Annotated in this window: 17 protein-coding genes, 1 tRNA gene, 2 rRNA genes, 1 other RNA gene and 1 other annotated feature; of the genes, 6 read left to right on the plus strand and 15 right to left on the minus strand. The window is 44.2% G+C overall.

The window, feature by feature from the left end; all coding sequences use genetic code 11:
* From EV146_RS26450 to tadA, 8 genes are all read right to left on the minus strand, one after another.
* A 16S ribosomal RNA gene (locus EV146_RS26450) occupies positions 1–69 on the minus strand; the annotation flags it as partial.
* Between the two features lie 286 nt (positions 70–355).
* Entirely contained in the window at positions 356–619 is a 264-nt protein-coding gene (locus EV146_RS26455) for a pro-sigmaK processing inhibitor BofA family protein (RefSeq protein ID WP_132011576.1), read from the minus strand.
* 84 nt (positions 620–703) lie between these two features.
* Positions 704–925, minus strand: a complete 222-nt coding sequence (locus EV146_RS26460; protein ID WP_121610392.1) for a YaaL family protein — start codon at positions 923–925, stop codon at positions 704–706.
* Between the two features lie 18 nt (positions 926–943).
* Entirely contained in the window at positions 944–1,540 is a 597-nt protein-coding gene (gene recR / locus EV146_RS26465; protein WP_121610393.1) for a recombination mediator RecR, read from the minus strand.
* A gap of 13 nt (positions 1,541–1,553) precedes the next feature.
* The gene (locus tag EV146_RS26470) at positions 1,554–1,874 is read right to left on the minus strand and encodes a YbaB/EbfC family nucleoid-associated protein (RefSeq protein ID WP_121610394.1); all 321 of its coding nucleotides are present in this window, start codon (positions 1,872–1,874) and stop codon (positions 1,554–1,556) included.
* Positions 1,875–1,887: 13 nt separating this feature from the next.
* Positions 1,888–3,585 carry a DNA polymerase III subunit gamma/tau gene (dnaX, locus tag EV146_RS26475; protein ID WP_121610395.1) on the minus strand — a complete coding sequence of 566 codons (1,698 nt, stop codon included), beginning with the start codon at positions 3,583–3,585 and terminating at the stop codon, positions 1,888–1,890.
* A 152-nt stretch (positions 3,586–3,737) separates the two neighbouring features.
* An RNA gene (gene ffs, locus EV146_RS26480) (signal recognition particle sRNA large type) lies at positions 3,738–4,003 on the minus strand.
* Positions 4,004–4,098: 95 nt separating this feature from the next.
* Complete coding sequence (gene tadA / locus EV146_RS26485) at positions 4,099–4,605, minus strand: tRNA adenosine(34) deaminase TadA (protein ID WP_258236079.1); 507 nt, start codon at positions 4,603–4,605, stop codon at positions 4,099–4,101.
* Between the two features lie 89 nt (positions 4,606–4,694).
* On the opposite strand from tadA, the gene EV146_RS26490 reads away from it, so the two are divergent.
* From EV146_RS26490 to EV146_RS26505, 4 genes are all read left to right on the plus strand, one after another.
* A complete protein-coding gene (locus EV146_RS26490) occupies positions 4,695–5,243 on the plus strand; it encodes a cysteine hydrolase family protein (protein ID WP_132011577.1) in 549 nt (182 codons plus the stop codon).
* Positions 5,244–5,312: 69 nt separating this feature from the next.
* Positions 5,313–6,605 (plus strand): glycosyl hydrolase family 18 protein, encoded by a 1,293-nt coding sequence (locus tag EV146_RS26495; protein WP_132011578.1) that lies wholly within the window; start codon positions 5,313–5,315, stop codon positions 6,603–6,605.
* Between the two features lie 181 nt (positions 6,606–6,786).
* Complete coding sequence (locus EV146_RS26500) at positions 6,787–7,428, plus strand: deoxynucleoside kinase (protein WP_132011579.1); 642 nt, start codon at positions 6,787–6,789, stop codon at positions 7,426–7,428.
* A complete protein-coding gene (locus tag EV146_RS26505; protein ID WP_132011580.1) occupies positions 7,425–8,093 on the plus strand; it encodes a deoxynucleoside kinase in 669 nt (222 codons plus the stop codon). The genes EV146_RS26500 and EV146_RS26505 overlap by 4 nt, the downstream gene beginning before the upstream one ends.
* A 151-nt stretch (positions 8,094–8,244) precedes the next feature.
* Here EV146_RS26505 and EV146_RS26510 read toward each other — a convergent pair.
* The 6 genes from EV146_RS26510 to guaB all read right to left on the minus strand — a co-directional run bounded on the left by EV146_RS26510 (position 8,245) and on the right by guaB (position 14,697).
* A tRNA-Ser gene (locus EV146_RS26510) sits at positions 8,245–8,337 on the minus strand.
* An 84-nt stretch (positions 8,338–8,421) separates the two neighbouring features.
* Entirely contained in the window at positions 8,422–9,705 is a 1,284-nt protein-coding gene (gene serS / locus EV146_RS26515; RefSeq protein WP_132011581.1) for a serine--tRNA ligase, read from the minus strand.
* Between the two features lie 88 nt (positions 9,706–9,793).
* Positions 9,794–10,013, minus strand: a binding site (T-box leader).
* Positions 10,014–10,070: 57 nt separating this feature from the next.
* Positions 10,071–10,658 carry a pyridoxal 5'-phosphate synthase glutaminase subunit PdxT gene (pdxT, locus tag EV146_RS26520; RefSeq protein ID WP_219916484.1) on the minus strand — a complete coding sequence of 196 codons (588 nt, stop codon included), beginning with the start codon at positions 10,656–10,658 and terminating at the stop codon, positions 10,071–10,073.
* 10 nt (positions 10,659–10,668) lie between these two features.
* Positions 10,669–11,550, minus strand: coding sequence for a pyridoxal 5'-phosphate synthase lyase subunit PdxS (pdxS, locus tag EV146_RS26525; RefSeq protein WP_132011583.1), 882 nt, complete (start codon positions 11,548–11,550; stop codon positions 10,669–10,671).
* A 183-nt stretch (positions 11,551–11,733) separates the two neighbouring features.
* Positions 11,734–13,062 (minus strand): serine hydrolase, encoded by a 1,329-nt coding sequence (locus EV146_RS26530; protein ID WP_132011584.1) that lies wholly within the window; start codon positions 13,060–13,062, stop codon positions 11,734–11,736.
* A 168-nt stretch (positions 13,063–13,230) separates the two neighbouring features.
* Entirely contained in the window at positions 13,231–14,697 is a 1,467-nt protein-coding gene (guaB, locus tag EV146_RS26535) for an IMP dehydrogenase (RefSeq protein WP_132011585.1), read from the minus strand.
* Between the two features lie 114 nt (positions 14,698–14,811).
* Here guaB and EV146_RS26540 point away from each other — a divergent pair, with 114 nt between their 5' ends.
* The gene (locus tag EV146_RS26540; RefSeq protein ID WP_132011586.1) at positions 14,812–15,765 is read left to right on the plus strand and encodes a YaaC family protein; all 954 of its coding nucleotides are present in this window, start codon (positions 14,812–14,814) and stop codon (positions 15,763–15,765) included.
* 113 nt (positions 15,766–15,878) lie between these two features.
* Entirely contained in the window at positions 15,879–16,001 is a 123-nt protein-coding gene (locus EV146_RS28305; protein ID WP_257535699.1) for a hypothetical protein, read from the plus strand.
* 803 nt (positions 16,002–16,804) lie between these two features.
* On the opposite strand, the gene rrf is transcribed toward EV146_RS28305, so the two are convergent.
* Positions 16,805–16,899: ribosomal RNA gene (gene rrf / locus EV146_RS26545) — 5S ribosomal RNA — on the minus strand; the annotation flags it as partial.

Below are 16,899 nucleotides of genomic sequence, written 5' to 3' on the forward strand. Positions count from 1 at the left end.
TCGCTCGACTTGCATGTATTAGGCACGCCGCCAGCGTTCGTCCTGAGCCAGGATCAAACTCTCCAATAAAGAGTATGAGTTAAGCTCATAAAAAAAGAAAAAACGTTGGCTAGTGATTTGAAATCACTAAGTTTTATTGTTTGTTGACGCTTGTTTGTTTAGTTTTCAAAGAACGACTGCCGCCCATAAGCGACTTTATTAATATAACATGTTGCGACTATCACGTCAACAACTTTTTTTACTTTTTTTCATCACCTCTCATCGGCGACGTTTAATATCTTATCATCTATGTTTACAGGAGTCAACCTCTTTGATAATAAAAAAACCGCTGATATTTTCAGCGGCGTTCCTATCATTATAATATCCAGGTTTCAATAGCCACCAGGGCACATAATCCCGGGATTCCCAAAAGCCCGGAGACACTGGCAGTAACAATATTAATGGGAACGTTGATGCCAAATTGAGTTCCAAAGGCATTCAAGAAAAACAAAAACAGTGCCCCGATAAGAATCTTGATGATTCCCTGGCCAATAAATCTTACAGGCTTTAACGGAGCACCCATGAACAGGATAAGTAAAATTAATCCGCCAAGGATGGAGATGATAATGATTGGATCCATTCCTCCGCCTCCTTTTTTAGTACTTGTACCCATATTTTATGAACAAGCCTTATAAAAAAGAACGAGCGCGGTGGGGAGTGTTTTTTATTTCCCTTTTATTGATATTTGTCTTTCCTTTGCCTCTTTAAACAGGAAGAAGTATTTTGCTTCTGCTAGTTTTGCCTCGGCAAGGAACTCTTCCGAAGGATCAAAACTTTTTTCCACAAGAGCTTTTTTATGGTTCCTTTCAGTCTTCAGCTGCTCGAGCTGGGCAATTAGTTTTTCGTTGAATTCTTTTCTAAGCCATTTCTTTCTACGAAATAACATACTGTCCTCCTTAAGGCCTTAGACTTCTCTTCTTCCTTCTAATGCTTTTGAAAGGGTTACTTCATCAGCATATTCGAGATCCCCGCCTACTGGAAGCCCATGGGCAATCCTCGTAATCCTTATGCCTGATGGCTTAAGTAGCCTTGAGATGTACATAGCGGTTGCTTCCCCTTCAATATTTGGATTGGTAGCCAAAATGACCTCTTCCACGGTTTCATCCTGGAGTCTTTTGAGAAGATCTGGAATATTAATGTCTTCCGGGCCAATGCCATCCATTGGAGAGATGGCTCCATGAAGAACATGATAGAGACCGCCAAATTCTTTCATTTTCTCCATAGCGATCACATCTTTTGGATCCTGGACAACACAGATAACGCTCCTGTCACGGCGCTGATCCTCGCAGATATAACAAGGGTCCTGATCGGTTATATGACCGCAAACAGAACAATAGGTTAAGTTTCGTTTGGCATTTACAAGGGCTTTCGCAAAGTCGAGGACGGTATCCTCCTTCATGCTTAGGACAAAAAAAGCCAGACGGGCAGCCGTTTTGGGACCGATGCCTGGCAGCTTCATAAAGCTGTCTATCAGCTTTGATATTGGTTCAGGATAATGCATTCTTTAATTCCTCCTAGAACATTCCAGGAAGGTTCATCCCTTTTGTGAATTGCCCCATTGTTGAATTAGTAAGTTCGTCCGCCTTCTTCAACGCGTCATTAGTGGCAGCAAGCACTAAATCCTGCAGCATTTCGACATCATCAGGGTCAACAACCTCCTGCTTAATCTGTACGTCTACAATTTCCTTGTGCCCCGTTACGATTACGGTAACCATGCCGCCGCCGGCAGAGCCTTCAATTCTTTTTTCTCCTAGTTCTTCCTGAGCCTCGGCCATCTTTTTTTGCATTTTTTGCATTTGCTTCATCATATTTTGCATATTACCCATTCCACGCATGTTATTACCTCCATTAGTCTTGTATTTGTATTAATTCTTCCCCAAAAAGCTTTTTGGCTTCCGAAATAAGCGGGTCCTCTTCTGACTCTGATTTCCCGTCCGGAGATTCATGATGCTGGCTGCTGAGAAAGCTCTCCCGAATTTTCAGCCATTGTTCTTCTGGAACACCCAGGACCTGCATCGGTTTTCCTGTAAGATCCTTCAGTACGCCGCCAATTGTCTCAATGAACTTTACATTCTCCATCGCCATTTGGCAATGGATCTCATATTTAAATTTTATCACCAATGCCTCTTCAGATGAAGCGACAGGCTCAGCTTCGTTCAATAATGCTGCCTGGGACCGCATCTGCTTCCCTACCAGCATTTCAAGCATTTCACCCCAGCGGCTCTTTATTGTGTTCAAATCCTGTTTTGTTGCACTCTTCAGCACCTCATTAATCTTGCCAGCAGGAGCTTGATATCCCTTCCGGTTAACTCTTTGAGGTTTTTTCTGTACGGAAGCCTCCTGGCCGGCAGCTGCAGCCGGAGGATTTTGTTCGTACCTTGCCAGCTTCTCTTCAAGTTCTTCAAGACGCTTCATAAGGGGGCCTACATTGGCACCCGCTTCCGCACTGCCCGTCTTCGGCGTCTCCAGCTGGCAAAGCTTGACGATTGCCACCTCCAGGAAAACTCTTGGATGGTTAGTCCATCGCATTTCCTGCTGTGCCTTGTTCAGTCCGTCAATGATTTCGTAAATCTGGTTCGTTTCCACTTCCGCAGCAAGCTGCTGGAAGTCCTCGTCCATCAGTACTCTCTCAAGTGACTCTTCAAGAGAGGGCGCCGCTTTATAAAGCAGCATGTCCCTGTAAAAGTAAATCATATCTTCTATAAAACGCGCTGGATCCTTCCCTTGGAATAATAATTCCTCAAGAGCTTCAAGGCCATGTGCGGCATCCCTTTCATGAATGGCCCTCGCCAGCTGGTTTAAGAAGCTTTGCGATACCGCCCCCGTGACAGTCAGGGCATCCTCGACCGTTACCCGCTCCTGACTGAAGGAAATAGCCTGATCCAGCAGACTGAGAGCATCCCTCATTCCACCTTCTGCCGCCCTGGCAACTACCTGTAGTGCTTTTTCATCACAATCGATGCCAGACTCTTCAACAATCAATTTCATACGGCCTACAATCGCTTGTGCCGTAATGCGTTTAAAGTCAAAGCGCTGGGTTCTGGAGATGATGGTTAGCGGAATTTTATGAGGCTCTGTAGTGGCAAGAATAAAGATCACATGGCGCGGCGGTTCTTCAAGTGTTTTCAGTAAGGCATTGAACGCTCCAATGGAAAGCATATGGACTTCATCGACGATATATACCTTATATTTCACCGCATTGGGGGCATATTTGACCTTATCGCGGATATCCCTGATTTCTTCTACCCCGTTGTTTGAAGCCGCGTCAATTTCTATGACATCGGGGATTGAACCGTCGGTAATCCCCCGGCAGGATGGACACTCATTGCAGGGTTCTCCCACAGGGGCCTTCTCGCAGTTTACGGCCTTTGCAAGGATTTTGGCTGCACTTGTTTTCCCTGTGCCACGCGGTCCAGAGAAGAGATAGGCATGCGATATTTTTTCTTGAAGCAGAGCATTTTGCAGTGTCGTTGTGACATGTTCCTGACCGACTACATCAAAAAACCGCTGTGGCCGCCAAACACGGTATAACGCTTGATAAGCCAAAGACACCGCTCCCTTCCTTTTTTTATTCTATCTTCCTATTATAACTCAACCAATTTTGGTTTTACAAAGCGTATTTATATCAATATCGCGTCATAAAAACGTGCAAAAAACCCACCTCCGATGGAGATGGGTTTATATGGTTAAATTAACTGCCGTGCACCTTCCTTCGACTGACTACCATAAGCGTTACTTAAGCAGTTAGCTCGGCCCAGGCTGCCCCGCGGCACATGGGAGCGTCCACTTAATGCTGCTTCCTTCCGGACCTGACATGGTTCATGGATTCCCATTGCGCAGGACCCGGGCGTCAACACCACTTACTTAAGGCAGACCCTACAGTAAAATCAGCCTAGGGAAGGGATTCAGCCTCGCTGGAGCGGATTGCGAGTACAGGGCACCGCTACCTCCCCGCCTAGCACGGCAAAATTGAAACCTTATTCAGTTGCGTCTTAGTGACGCATAATTTAGTATACTAATTTCCTGATAAAAAAGCAATGCCTATCCACTGTTAATTCTTTACTCTAATTCCATGCCGGCCTGGCGCAGTTGCCTTTCCTGCTTTTTCCGTGCCCTGAGCTCCCGGAAAAATTCAGTAAGCAAGCTGCCGCATGCTTCTTCCAAAACCCCGCTGACTACCTCGCTTTGATGGTTAAAACGTTCATCCTGCAACAGGTTCATAAATGTCCCGGCACAGCCGCCTTTAGGATCCGCTGCCCCATAAATCACCCTTTCAACCCTTGACAGCATGATGGCCCCCGCACACATCGGACAAGGCTCTAGTGTGACATAAAGTTCAGCTCCTTCAAGCCTCCATGTCCCCAGCTTGCGGCAGGCCTCATCAATTGCAAGCACTTCTGCATGGGCAATCGAACTTTGTTTCGTTTCCCTTAAATTATATGCCTCGGATATCACTTCTCCATTAAGGACAATGACTGCCCCAATGGGGACTTCTCCAGCTTCCCCAGCCTTTTTAGCCTGATCGATTGCCATTTTCATGAAAACTTCATCATTATACGCGCTCAAAACATGATTCACTCCTGTGCAGCTGATGTCCTTGCAGGTTTATTTTTTTTTTCACGGTCTAAAAATAGGATAAAGAGAGGGTGAGGATAATGGACAAGCAAGCAAAACCAGCTTTATTAATTATTGACATGATTAATGATTTTAATTTTGATCACGGTGAGATCCTTTCTAAAAAAGCTGAGGAAATTACCGGCTCTATTTTAGCACTGAAAGATAGATTTAAACAAAAAGAATGGCCGGTGATTTATATCAATGACCATTTTAATCTATGGCAGGCGGATTTTAAAAATATAATGGACCATTGCCGAAATGATAGAAGCGAAAACGTCATTGAACGGATTGCCCCTGACAATGGGGACTATTTTTTAATCAAGCCAAAACATTCTGCTTTTTATGGAACCGCCTTAAATACTCTCCTGCAGCAGCTGAAGGCAGATTCACTGGTCATTACAGGAGTAGCAGGCAATATATGTGTCCTGTTCACGGCAAACGATGCTTATATGAGGGAGTACAGCTTATCGATCCCTAAAAACTGTATCGCCTCCAACAGTGACGAGGATAACGAATATGCCTTAACCGTAATGGAACAAGTACTAAAGGCTGATACCCGGCCGTCCTCCGAAATATTTAAACAATAAAAATCATACCATACCTTCTTCCCTCATAAGATGTTTGTAGCGTTTATCCGCTAAGAGGAGGGAAGGCAAATGCAAATACATGTGATCAGAGAAAACCAGACCTTAACCGGGATAGCGCGTGCCTACGGCTCAACCGTGAATGATATTATTGAAGCAAATGATCTCCCTAATCAAAATGATCTCGTTGTCGGGCAGACTCTGGTGATTCCGATCATTGGCAGTTTTTATTGGGTCCAGTCAGGGGATACCTTATCTTCAATCGCGAGGAGATTCAATATATCGAGTCAGGAACTTGCACGTGTTAATAGAATAGCTGCAAACCAGCCGCTCAATGTTGGTTTCCGCCTTTATATTCCGCCAAGAAGAAAAGTGCGGGGGGAGTTTAATGCTTACGTCGAACCAAGAGGAACAACGGTTGCTCCGGCGCTGGAAACAGCCGCACGCGAGGCCGCCCCTTACCTGACATACCTGGCCCCGTTCAGCTTCCAGGCGTTGCGTGATGGGTCGCTAAAGGAACCGCTTCTTAATAACTTTCCAGCTATTGCCCGTGCAAATAACAATACACTGATGATGGTGATAACTAACCAGGAGAATGATCAGTTCAGCGCCGAGCTGGGCCGCATTCTTCTAAATGATATACCAATCCAGGACCGATTCTTAAACAATATTGTTTCTACAGCCAGGAGGATTGGTTTTCGGGATATCCACTTTGACTTTGAATTCCTCCGGCCCGAGGACAGAGAGGCCTATAACCGCTTCCTGAGAAAAGCCAGGGACCGATTCAAACAGGAAGGCTGGCTGATATCGACCGCTCTTGCCCCAAAAACAAGTGCTGCCCAGCAAGGACCATGGTATACAGCACATGACTATCGGGCGCATGGGCAAATTGTTGATTTTGTTGTCATCATGACTTATGAATGGGGCTACAGCGGCGGTCCTGCCCAAGCTGTTTCCCCCATTGGACCCGTTCGGGATGTGCTCGAGTACGCCATCACTGAAATGCCGTCAACCAAAATCATGATGGGGCAAAACCTTTATGGCTATGACTGGACACTTCCATTTGTTCAAGGCACTACCGCAAGGGCAGTAAGCCCTCAGCAAGCCATTCAATTAGCCGCTGCCAACAATGTGGCAATTCAGTATGACACAAGGGCCCAGGCACCATTCTTCCGTTACAGGGCTGCTGATGGCAGGCAGCATGAAGTGTGGTTTGAAGATGCAAGGTCCATCCAGGCTAAATTTGATTTAATAAAAGAACTTAACTTGAGGGGCATGAGTTACTGGAAGCTTGGGTTGAGTTTCCCGCAAAACTGGCTGTTAATAAACGAGAATTTCAACGTGGTGAAACGGTCTACCTCCTGAATGAATCCGAGCTGAAAAGACAGCGAGCCCCTAAAGGTTTCGCTGTCTTTTTTTGCCTCCTTTTTCAAGCAAATATTCCGTATCCCATGAAAGTAATCTTGTGTTAAAATGGAGTTTGTGCTTTTTAGGAATGCATAAAATAACTTAACATAGATGGCCGGATAGAGAAGGAGGACAAACTGTGGGGAAAACACCTTTTATCACGGTTGAAGGACCTATCGGTGTGGGAAAAACATCGCTTGCAAAAGCAATTTCTGAGCATTTTGAGTTTGCTTTGTTAAAAGAAATTGTTGATGAAAATCCATTTCTCGGGAAATTTTACGATAACATTGAAGAATGGAGCTTCCAGACAGAAATGTTTTTTCTCTGCAATCGATACAAACAACTTGGAGATATTAATGAACATTATATCAGCCAAAATAAGCCCGTCGTAGCCGACTACCATATCTTCAAAAATTTAATTTTTGCCCAAAGGACATTGAATCAGCAGGAATACCACAAATACCTCAGCATTTATAATATCCTTACCGAGGACATGCCAACCCCAAATGTAATTATCTATTTACATGCCAGCCTTGAAACTCTTTTAGAGAGAATCGAGAAACGCGGCCGGGAAATTGAAAAAAACATCAGTCCGCTGTACTTGAAGCAGCTATCCCTCGATTATGAGGAAGCGATGGCCCATTTTGAACGGCAATATCCAGATGTGCCGGTCCTCCGTTTCAACGGGGATAAACTTGATTTTGTAAAAAATAAACAAGATTTAACTCATATGCTCGGCCAGTTATCTGAAGCTTTAACAAAAAGGAGCGTACAACCATGAATTTACGTATGAAATATGATATACCGGCTAACGCTGTGATTACAATTGCCGGTACTGTAGGAGTCGGGAAATCAACGATGACGAACGCCCTGGCTAAAGCGCTGAATTTCCGTACCTCCTTTGAAAAAGTGGATTCCAACCCCTACTTGGATAAGTTTTATGGAGATTTTGACCGCTGGAGCTTCCACTTGCAAATTTACTTTCTAGCAGAACGCTTCAAAGAACAAAAACGTATTTTTGAATATGGGGGAGGTTTTATCCAGGACCGCTCCATTTATGAGGATACTGGCATTTTCGCTAAAATGCATTATGAAAAAGGCACGATGTCGGCTGTTGATTATGAAACTTACAAGAGCCTGTTTGATGCCATGGTGATGACGCCTTACTTCCCGCATCCTGACCTGCTCATTTACCTGGAAGGCTCGATTGATGATATCCTCGACCGCATTCGCCTGAGGGGGCGTCCAATGGAACAGCAAACTCCAGTTGAATACTGGCAGGAAATGCATGAACGCTACGAAAACTGGATTAATACCTTTAATGCCTGCCCCGTCCTGCGGTTGAATATTAACGATTATGATATCGTTGGAGATCATGATTCAGTTGAACCAATAATTGAAAGAATCGGTTCTTTCATCCGCCAGACACAATTATTAAAAAAATAAAATAGCAATTCAGCCAGCCAATGTTATGGACTGGCTTTTTTTATGTAGATAAAAAAAGAGGACAGTAAAAAACCCGCTACAAAAGTAACGGGTTTTTAATCAAACAATTCTCCAATTGTTTATGCGCGAATGTCATTACTAAAAAGTAATATGGCGGAGGAAGAGGGATTCGAACCCCCGCGCGGTTTAACCCGCCTGTCGGTTTTCAAGACCGATCCCTTCAGCCGGACTTGGGTATTCCTCCGTATTGACAAAGTATACTATACCAATTTACCGGTAGCTTGTCAACAGTAAAATAAATGAGCGGGAAAACCCCGCTCATTAAGAATTAATCCTGCGGCCGAATAACCTCAACGTTACGCATATAAGGGCGCAGAACTTCAGGAATGACAACACTTCCATCTTCCTGCTGATAATTTTCAAGGATGGCAGCAACCGTGCGGCCAATCGCAAGACCTGAACCATTCAATGTGTGCACATGCTCTGGCTTAGCTTTAGGATCGCGGCGGAAACGGATATTGGCCCTTCTCGCCTGGAAGCCTTCAAAGTTGCTGCAAGAAGAAATTTCACGATAGGTTTCGTAGCTCGGCAGCCAAACCTCGATATCATATTTTTTTGCAGCTGTAAAACCAAGGTCGGCCGTACACATGCTTAGTACACGGTATGGAAGCCCGAGCATCTGAAGTACCTTTTCCGCATTGCCTGTCAGCGTTTCTAGTTCTTCATAAGAGTCTTCCGGCTTTACAAACTTAACAAGCTCCACCTTGTTGAACTGGTGCTGACGGATTAAGCCGCGTGTATCGCGCCCCGCAGATCCTGCTTCGGAACGGAAGTTGGAGCTATAAGCCACATACTTCATTGGCAGCTGTTCGACACTGAGAATCTCATCGCGGTGAAGGTTGGTAACAGGCACTTCGGAAGTGGGGATCAAAAAGTAGTCCGTATCGGCAACCTTGAAGGCATCCTCTTCAAATTTTGGCAGCTGCCCAGTCCCCGTCATGCTGGCACGGTTGACCATATATGGCGGCAGCACTTCCTGATAGCCGTGTTCATCGGCATGCAGGTCCATCATGAAGCTGATCAGAGCCCTCTCTAAACGGGCACCAAGTCCCTTATAGAAAACAAACCGGCTTCCTGTTACCTTTCCTGCCCGTTCAAAATCAATGATTTTCAGTTCATCAGCCAGATCCCAGTGAGGCTTCGGTTCAAAGGAAAACTTCGGTGTTTCTCCCCATTTCCTGATTTCGATGTTGTCATCCTCTGTTTCACCGACTGGGACACTCTCATGGGGAATATTGGGGATGCTCATAAGAAGATGATCAAGGCTCTCTTCCACTCCTTTTAATTCTTCATCGAGCTTTTTAATCCGATCGCCAACCTCGCGCATTTCAGCAATGAGCTGGCTGGCATCCTGTTTTTCCTTTTTCAGTACCGCAATTTGCTGGGATACCTCATTGCGTTTGCTTTTAAGCTTTTCTGTCTCTACAAGCAGCTCCCTGCGGCGGACATCGAGCTCTTCAAACTTGCCAAAGTCTGATAAATCCTCCCCGCGATGCTGAAGCCTCTGTTTTACCTCTTCAAAATTTGCCCTTAAATACTTAACATCAAGCATTTTTAGCCCTCCTTGCATTTTTCCTGAAAATTTGGCTAATCATCTAATGGCACGGTCGCCAAAAACAACAAAAAACCCCCGTCCCCTGGAAAGGGACGAGAGTTACCCGCGTTGCCACCCTGATTGAAAGCATATGACTGCTTTCCTCTTTGCAAGATAACGGTCTTGAACCGAAAGCATTTAATTGCCATTAGGCTTTCCATGCTTTGCTCGAGGATGGATTCACATGCTGCACCCGCCGGTTTCCACCAACCACCGGCTCTCTAAAAGAATGAATGCATGCTACTAGTTCCTGTCACTGCTTTTTCCCTATCAGGTTTTATTACTTCATAATGTACTACAATTATTTCCTGCATGCAACCGATTTATACGAGTGCCTTTTCCTTTGCTTCGGCAACCATCCTTACAAAGTAGGCTGTTATGCTGTGGTCCTCCGTCAGTTCAGGATGAAATGAACAGCCAAGGAACTGGCCTTCTCTGGCTGCTACAATCCTGCCTTCGTGCTTCGCAAGTATTTCCACATTCTCTCCTGCCTCAACAATATGCGGGGCCCGGATAAAAACAGCTGCAAAGTTTTCGGTTACACCATTGATATCTAGTTCTGTCTCAAAGCTTTCCTTCTGGCGTCCAAACGAGTTGCGCTCCACCGTTACGTCCATGACTCCGATATGGGGCTCATTGTAGCCAACCACACGCTTTGCCAAAAGAATCAGGCCGGCACAGGTCCCAAACATAGGCTTCCCTGCTTCAGCAAACTTCTTCAGCTCCGGCATAAACCCATATTTATCTATAAGCTTTCGCATTGTCGTGCTTTCCCCGCCTGGTATGATCAGCCCGTCCATTTCCTTAAGCTCCTCAGGCCACTTGATCACATAGGCTTCTGCTCCACTGGCCATAATCGAACGAACATGCTCTCTGACTGCACCCTGCAGTCCCAGTACTCCTATTTTCATAATCTTATCCTTACCAGCCGCGTTCCTGCATGCGGTTTTCCGGAGTCAATGATGAGATCTCAATGCCTTTCATTGCTGTTCCAAGATCCTTTGAAAGCTCAGCAATCAGCTTATAATCCTGATAGTGGGTAGTGGCCTCCACAATGGCACGTGCAAATTTCGCAGGATTGTCGGACTTGAAAATTCCAGAGCCTACAAATACTCCGTCCGCTCCAAGCTGCATCATTAGAGCAGCATCCGCAGGAGTTGCCACTCCGCCCGCTGCGAAGTTAACCACCGGCAAACGTCCAAGGCGTTTAATCTCAAGAAGGACTTCATAAGGTGCACCGAGGAGTTTGGCTTCTGTCATTAATTCTGCTTCATCCATAGAAACAACCTTGCGCACTTGAGCATTTACTTTACGCATATGACGTACCGCCTCGACAATGTTCCCTGTTCCCGGTTCGCCCTTAGTACGGAGCATTGCAGACCCTTCCGCGATACGTCTGGAAGCTTCTCCAAGGTCGCGGCAGCCGCAGACAAAAGGAACTGTAAATTCATTTTTATTTAAATGGAACTCTTCATCAGCCGGAGTAAGTACTTCACTCTCGTCAATATAGTCAACGCCCATTGCCTCAAGGATGCGTGCCTCAACGATATGTCCAATTCTTGCTTTGGCCATGACCGGGATTGTTACAGCCCCCATCACTTCCTCCACAATGCGCGGATCAGCCATTCTTGCAACTCCGCCTGCGGCACGGATATCAGACGGCACTCTTTCCAATGCCATTACAGCCACTGCGCCTGCTTCTTCTGCAATCTTTGCCTGTTCTGCATTAACAACGTCCATAATAACGCCGCCCTTTTGCATTTCAGCCATTCCGCGCTTAACGCGATCTGTACCTGTTCTCATTTCCCTTGTCCCCCTAGATTTTTTTATAGCCTTTTATGGATCCCTTTTTGTAAGAGGGGATAAACAGACCATTTATATCGGAATTTTTCCCTTATTGCAAATAAACAATAAAAAAGGAATCCTGTCAATACAGGATTCCTTATTTTACGATAGTAAAGGGTAAATTTTTCAAGGCAAGTTATTTTAGAATAATCCTTTTACAGCTGAAGCGACGCTGCCGAACAGATCACCGAAGAAACCGCCAATTCCTCTCATGGATAGAACAAACCAATTTGCTTTTTCGACGCTTTCTGCAGCAACTACATCAACCTTGGCAAGCTTTTCCCCGTCTTCGGTCAGGAAGCTGACGGGCTCGCCGCCTTTTGCTTCAACCGTCATGTAGCCGATCTTTTCACCCTTTTTAACAGGGGCAGTAAGCTCTCCGTCTTCATTCAGTTTCTTTTTATCAAGGACAAGCTTTGGCTGGTACTGGTCTTTTTCCCCATTTTTAATGGTAAGAGCAAGCTCATCCTTTGTATGGATTTTTACACTGTCCCCTTTGCCTTTAACAACTGGAACGCTCTTTTGACCCTTTGCCTGGTAATTCTTCTTCAGGATGGTTTCCTTGTTAAAATTGCTGAAGGCATAATTCAGGACCTGCTCTGTTTCCGTGAAACGAGTGTCTCTTGTATCAGTTTTCATGACCACAGAGATGAATCGCTGATCGCCTCTTTTAGCTGTAGCCGTAAACCCGTAGCCTGCAAAATCAGTAGAGCCGGTCTTTAAGCCATCGACTCCTTCATATTCATGCACAAGACCTGGAAGCATGAAATTGAAATTGTCGTATGTTCGTCCATCCCGGAACTCCAGTCTTGCCTGGCTCGCTGTCTCCAGTACCTCAGGGTAGTCTGTAATCAATCGGTAAGCGAGTCTAGCAGTAGCCCTTGCAGACATGACGTTCTCGTCGTTAGCTCCCCCTGCAGGGTGGTTGCCTAGCAGCGAGCTGTTATTCAAACCCGATGCATTTACAAACTTATAATCTTTTAATCCAAGTTCTTCAGCTTTCTTGTTCATTAACTGGACAAAATTTTTCTCTGTCCCTGAAATCAACTCCGCAAGTGCAACCGTTGCTGCATTCCCTGAATGGATAGCCATAGCTGAATACAGCTCTTTAACGGTATAGTCTTCGCCCTGTGTCAGTCCAACATTGGACAGTCCTGGCGCAGCCGAAAGTTTATGGATATATTCATTGATCTTTACTTTCTGATCCCAGCTGATTTTTCCTTTATCAATCGATTCTAGCACAATATATTCTGTCATCATCTTGGACATTGAAGCTACACCAAGGACAACATCCGCATTCTTTTCGTATAGTACCTTCCCTGTTTCTCCATCAACAAGAATAGCAGCCTCTGCATTTAGACCTAGCGGGTCTTCAGCGGCTTCTGCCTTGTTGATAAATCCCGAAAACACTGTTGTTAAGCTTAAAATAAATACCGCAACAAAGACCGAAAACTGTTTGTAACGATTCAAAGCAAATTTCCCTCCAGCTCTTTTAGTAAATCTATTGGTATGTTAATAGATTAGCACGTTTAAAACACACCCGTTAAGTTTAACATAAACAAAATGAAAAAAACAGACAGAGTCGCCTCTCTCTGTCTGTTGAAATATAAGGTAAAAAGTGCACTTAGGCTATATGGCTTAATTTGTGGAATAATTAGGTGCTTCCTTGGTAATTTGGATGTCATGAGGATGACTTTCCCTCAATCCAGCTCCTGTCATGCGGATAAATTGGGCATTTTCTCTCAATTCATGAAGAGTGGCAGTTCCGCAATATCCCATACCTGATCTGATTCCGCCTACAAGCTGATAAATGGTATCGGATAGTGGCCCTTTATATGGCACCCTTCCTTCAATTCCCTCTGGTACAAATTTCTTGTTATCTTCCTGGAAATAGCGATCCTTTGATCCTTTTTCCATTGCACTGACAGAACCCATTCCGCGATACACTTTAAATCTGCGCCCCTGATAAATCTCCGTTTCCCCCGGGCTTTCAGAGGTGCCTGCCAGAAGGCTTCCAAGCATCACTGCATGTCCGCCGGCAGCCAAAGCTTTTACAACATCACCGGAATACTTGACGCCGCCATCTGCGATGATTGCTTTGCCATGTTTACGAGCTTCTGTGGCACAGTCATAGACGGCGGTAATTTGCGGTACTCCTACACCCGCAACTACCCGGGTCGTACAGATGGATCCAGGCCCGATTCCAACCTTTACAACATCCGCCCCGGCTTCAATTAGTTCTCTTGTTGCCTCGGCTGTTGCAACATTTCCGGCAATAATGCCAACTTCCGGGAATGCCTGCCGAATTTCCCTTACTGTCTCGATAACACCCTTTGAGTGTCCGTGGGCAGTGTCGACAACCAGGACATCAACCTGTGCTTTTACAAGCATTTCGACCCTTTTCATCGTGTCAGTGGTAACACCTACTGCTGCCCCTGCCAGAAGGCGGCCATGGGCATCCTTCGAAGAGTTTGGAAACTCGATGACCTTCTCAATATCTTTAATAGTGATTAATCCTTTTAAGACTCCATCTTCATTTACTAGTGGGAGTTTTTCGATTTTGTAGCTTTGAAGGATTTTCTCTGCTTCTTCCAGTGTTGTCCCTACAGGTGCAGTAACTAAGTTTTCTTTTGTCATAACATCAGAAATGGTGATAGAGAAATCCTGGATAAACCGCATATCACGGTTTGTGATTATACCAACCAGTTTTTGTTCCTCTGTATTGTTGACAATTGGCACACCGGAAATCCGGTATTTGCCCATTAAATGCTCGGCATCGAATACTTGATGCTCGGGAGTTAAGAAAAATGGATCAGTGATAACGCCGCTTTCGGATCTTTTTACTTTATCTACTTGATCAGCCTGCTGTTCAATCGACATATTTTTGTGGATAATCCCCAGACCGCCTTGGCGGGCCATGGAAATGGCCATATCCGCTTCAGTCACTGTATCCATGCCTGCACTGATAATCGGGATATTCAGTTTGATCTTGTCTGTAAGTTTCACCTGAAGATTGACATCCCGAGGCAGAACCTCAGATTTTGCCGGTACAAGAAGCACATCATCGAAGGTTAATCCTTCTTTTAAAAATTTACTTTCCCACATAGTAAATAAACCCCCTCCAGAACAAAATATTATTAGTAGGTTATCAATTGGACAAAATACTGTCAAGGTGAGAAATTTAATTAGATTTTTCAAATAATTTCGGAGGTATACCAAGTGCCTTTGCCATATAAAGATTGGAACAGTTTTTCAATATACTTTTCAGCTGACTACTCCAGGGTATTTTTAAAAAAATGCTATCAAAATTTGCGGATTGAAAATGCAGACCAAAAAAGCTTTGAAAATTGCTATCCCTTTATTCACTATCTCGAGCATGGCAAGATTTATTATAACCAGGCAGCTACTTCACCCATTCATATTCAGCCCATACTGCTTTTCTACGGATTAGTTCATTTAGTTAAGGCCTGTATCCTGACAGTTGCCCCAGACTATCCAGAAACGACCTCTGTACTCGCTCACGGGCTATCTACAAGGAAAAGGAAGAAACAGCAATATAGCTTTTTGGAGGACGAAGTGAAATTTCAGAAGCACGGCCTTTTCCCCCTCATGGCTGAAAAGTTGTTTCACATGAAACAACTCGAAGGTGACAAAGTAAAAATGGGGGATATCCTTAAATATATCCCTGAGCTAACACCTTTGCATTCCCAACTAAACGGGGAAAAAACATTTTTAACAATTAGTTCCTCTGCATCGAACTTTTCCGTCCCAAAAACGGTATTAGATCATTTTCATATGACGGAGAACCGCTTTATGGATTATTTCCATTCCAAATCAAAGGCGCCGATCACCTACCATCACTCCCATGATGAAAAGATCTCATTTGAAATGGATTTAACAGGGATATCCGAACCAGTTCCCTTAAAGTTTAATATCAATGACAACCATTTCTCTTTTCCTTTATGCAGGGGGGACCTATTTTCACTCCCTGAGCTATTGCTGCACTATCTGCTACTCTACAATCTCGGAATGATTGCCCGGTATGAAATTGACTGGTGGAGTGAGTTAATTAAGATGATGCCGAATGAAGACTATCCTTTTATCCAATCTTTCCTGGATATCACCTTGAGAAAAGGCCCATTTCTAATTCACCAATTCCTCTCCAATAAATAAAAAATAAAGGTTTATTTGTTAGAACACCGAGAATCCCAACACAATCAGTTTATTTTACTGGAGAAAGGGAATTTTTCTTATATGCGCAACACCAACTTCAAGGAGGGAATACAATGAACCGTAAAAAATTAATGATGACGACAGTTGCCTTAGGTACAGCTTACTTGCTGAAAGATAAAGACTCCAGACAAAAAGTAATGAACCAGCTGCAGTCCCTAGGAAGCAAGAAGAAATAACAATTAGAACAGAAGGCCCCCAAACGTATTTGTTTGGGGGCTTTATTATGGGCGGGGTTAACGAAGGGCAGGCTTGTCTTTATGAATGGTTAGATTCATGTAACTTTTACGTTTCCCGGTCTAATGCGTAATAAATGCGATTAGTAACAATCAATTTGATGACTTTTTTATCAACTTATTTTGATGATTCAGGTTATGCACAGATTCTTCCCGGTTATTGAAAAACCTGTGTCCAGGCTGTGAAAACAAGGAAAAAAAAGCTTCTTTGTTTTGTAAGGGACTATAAACTTTATTCATATATCCAAAAAGGTATCAGTTTGGCGAATAATTAGGCCGCAGGTGCCTGATTTTAACTTGTTGATTTCTAAAAAAAGAGGCCATTTTTCATTTATGCATGTATTCCTGCAAGTTATCGATCGATTGTTTCCAGTTATGCATCGATTATTTTTGGTTATGCATGGATTCTTCTTGTTTATTGAAAAACCTGTGTCCAGAGTGTGAAATCAGGAAAAAGATTTAAATTCTTTATTTTAAAAAGTAGCGTAAAGTATATTCATATATCTAAATGGTACCGGTTTGAAGCATAAGCAGGCCGCAGGTGCCTAATTTTAACTTGTTGATTTCTAAAAAAAGAGGCCATTTTTTATTTATGCATGTATTCCTGCAAGTTATCGATCGATTGTTTCCAGTTATGCATCGGTTATTTTTGGTTATGCATGGATTCTTCTCGTTTATTGAAAAACCTGTGTCCAGAGTGTGAAAACCATAAAAAAAGACCAGCTTATACAGCTGGTCTTTCGTGTGCCTGGCAGCGTCCTACTCTCACAGGGGGAAACCCCCAACTACCATCGGCGCTGAGAAGCTTAACTTCCGTGTTCGGCATGGGAACGGGTGTGAC

This window comes from Mesobacillus foraminis (genome assembly GCF_004340465.1).
GTDB lineage: Bacteria > Bacillota > Bacilli > Bacillales > Cytobacillaceae > Mesobacillus_B > Mesobacillus_B foraminis.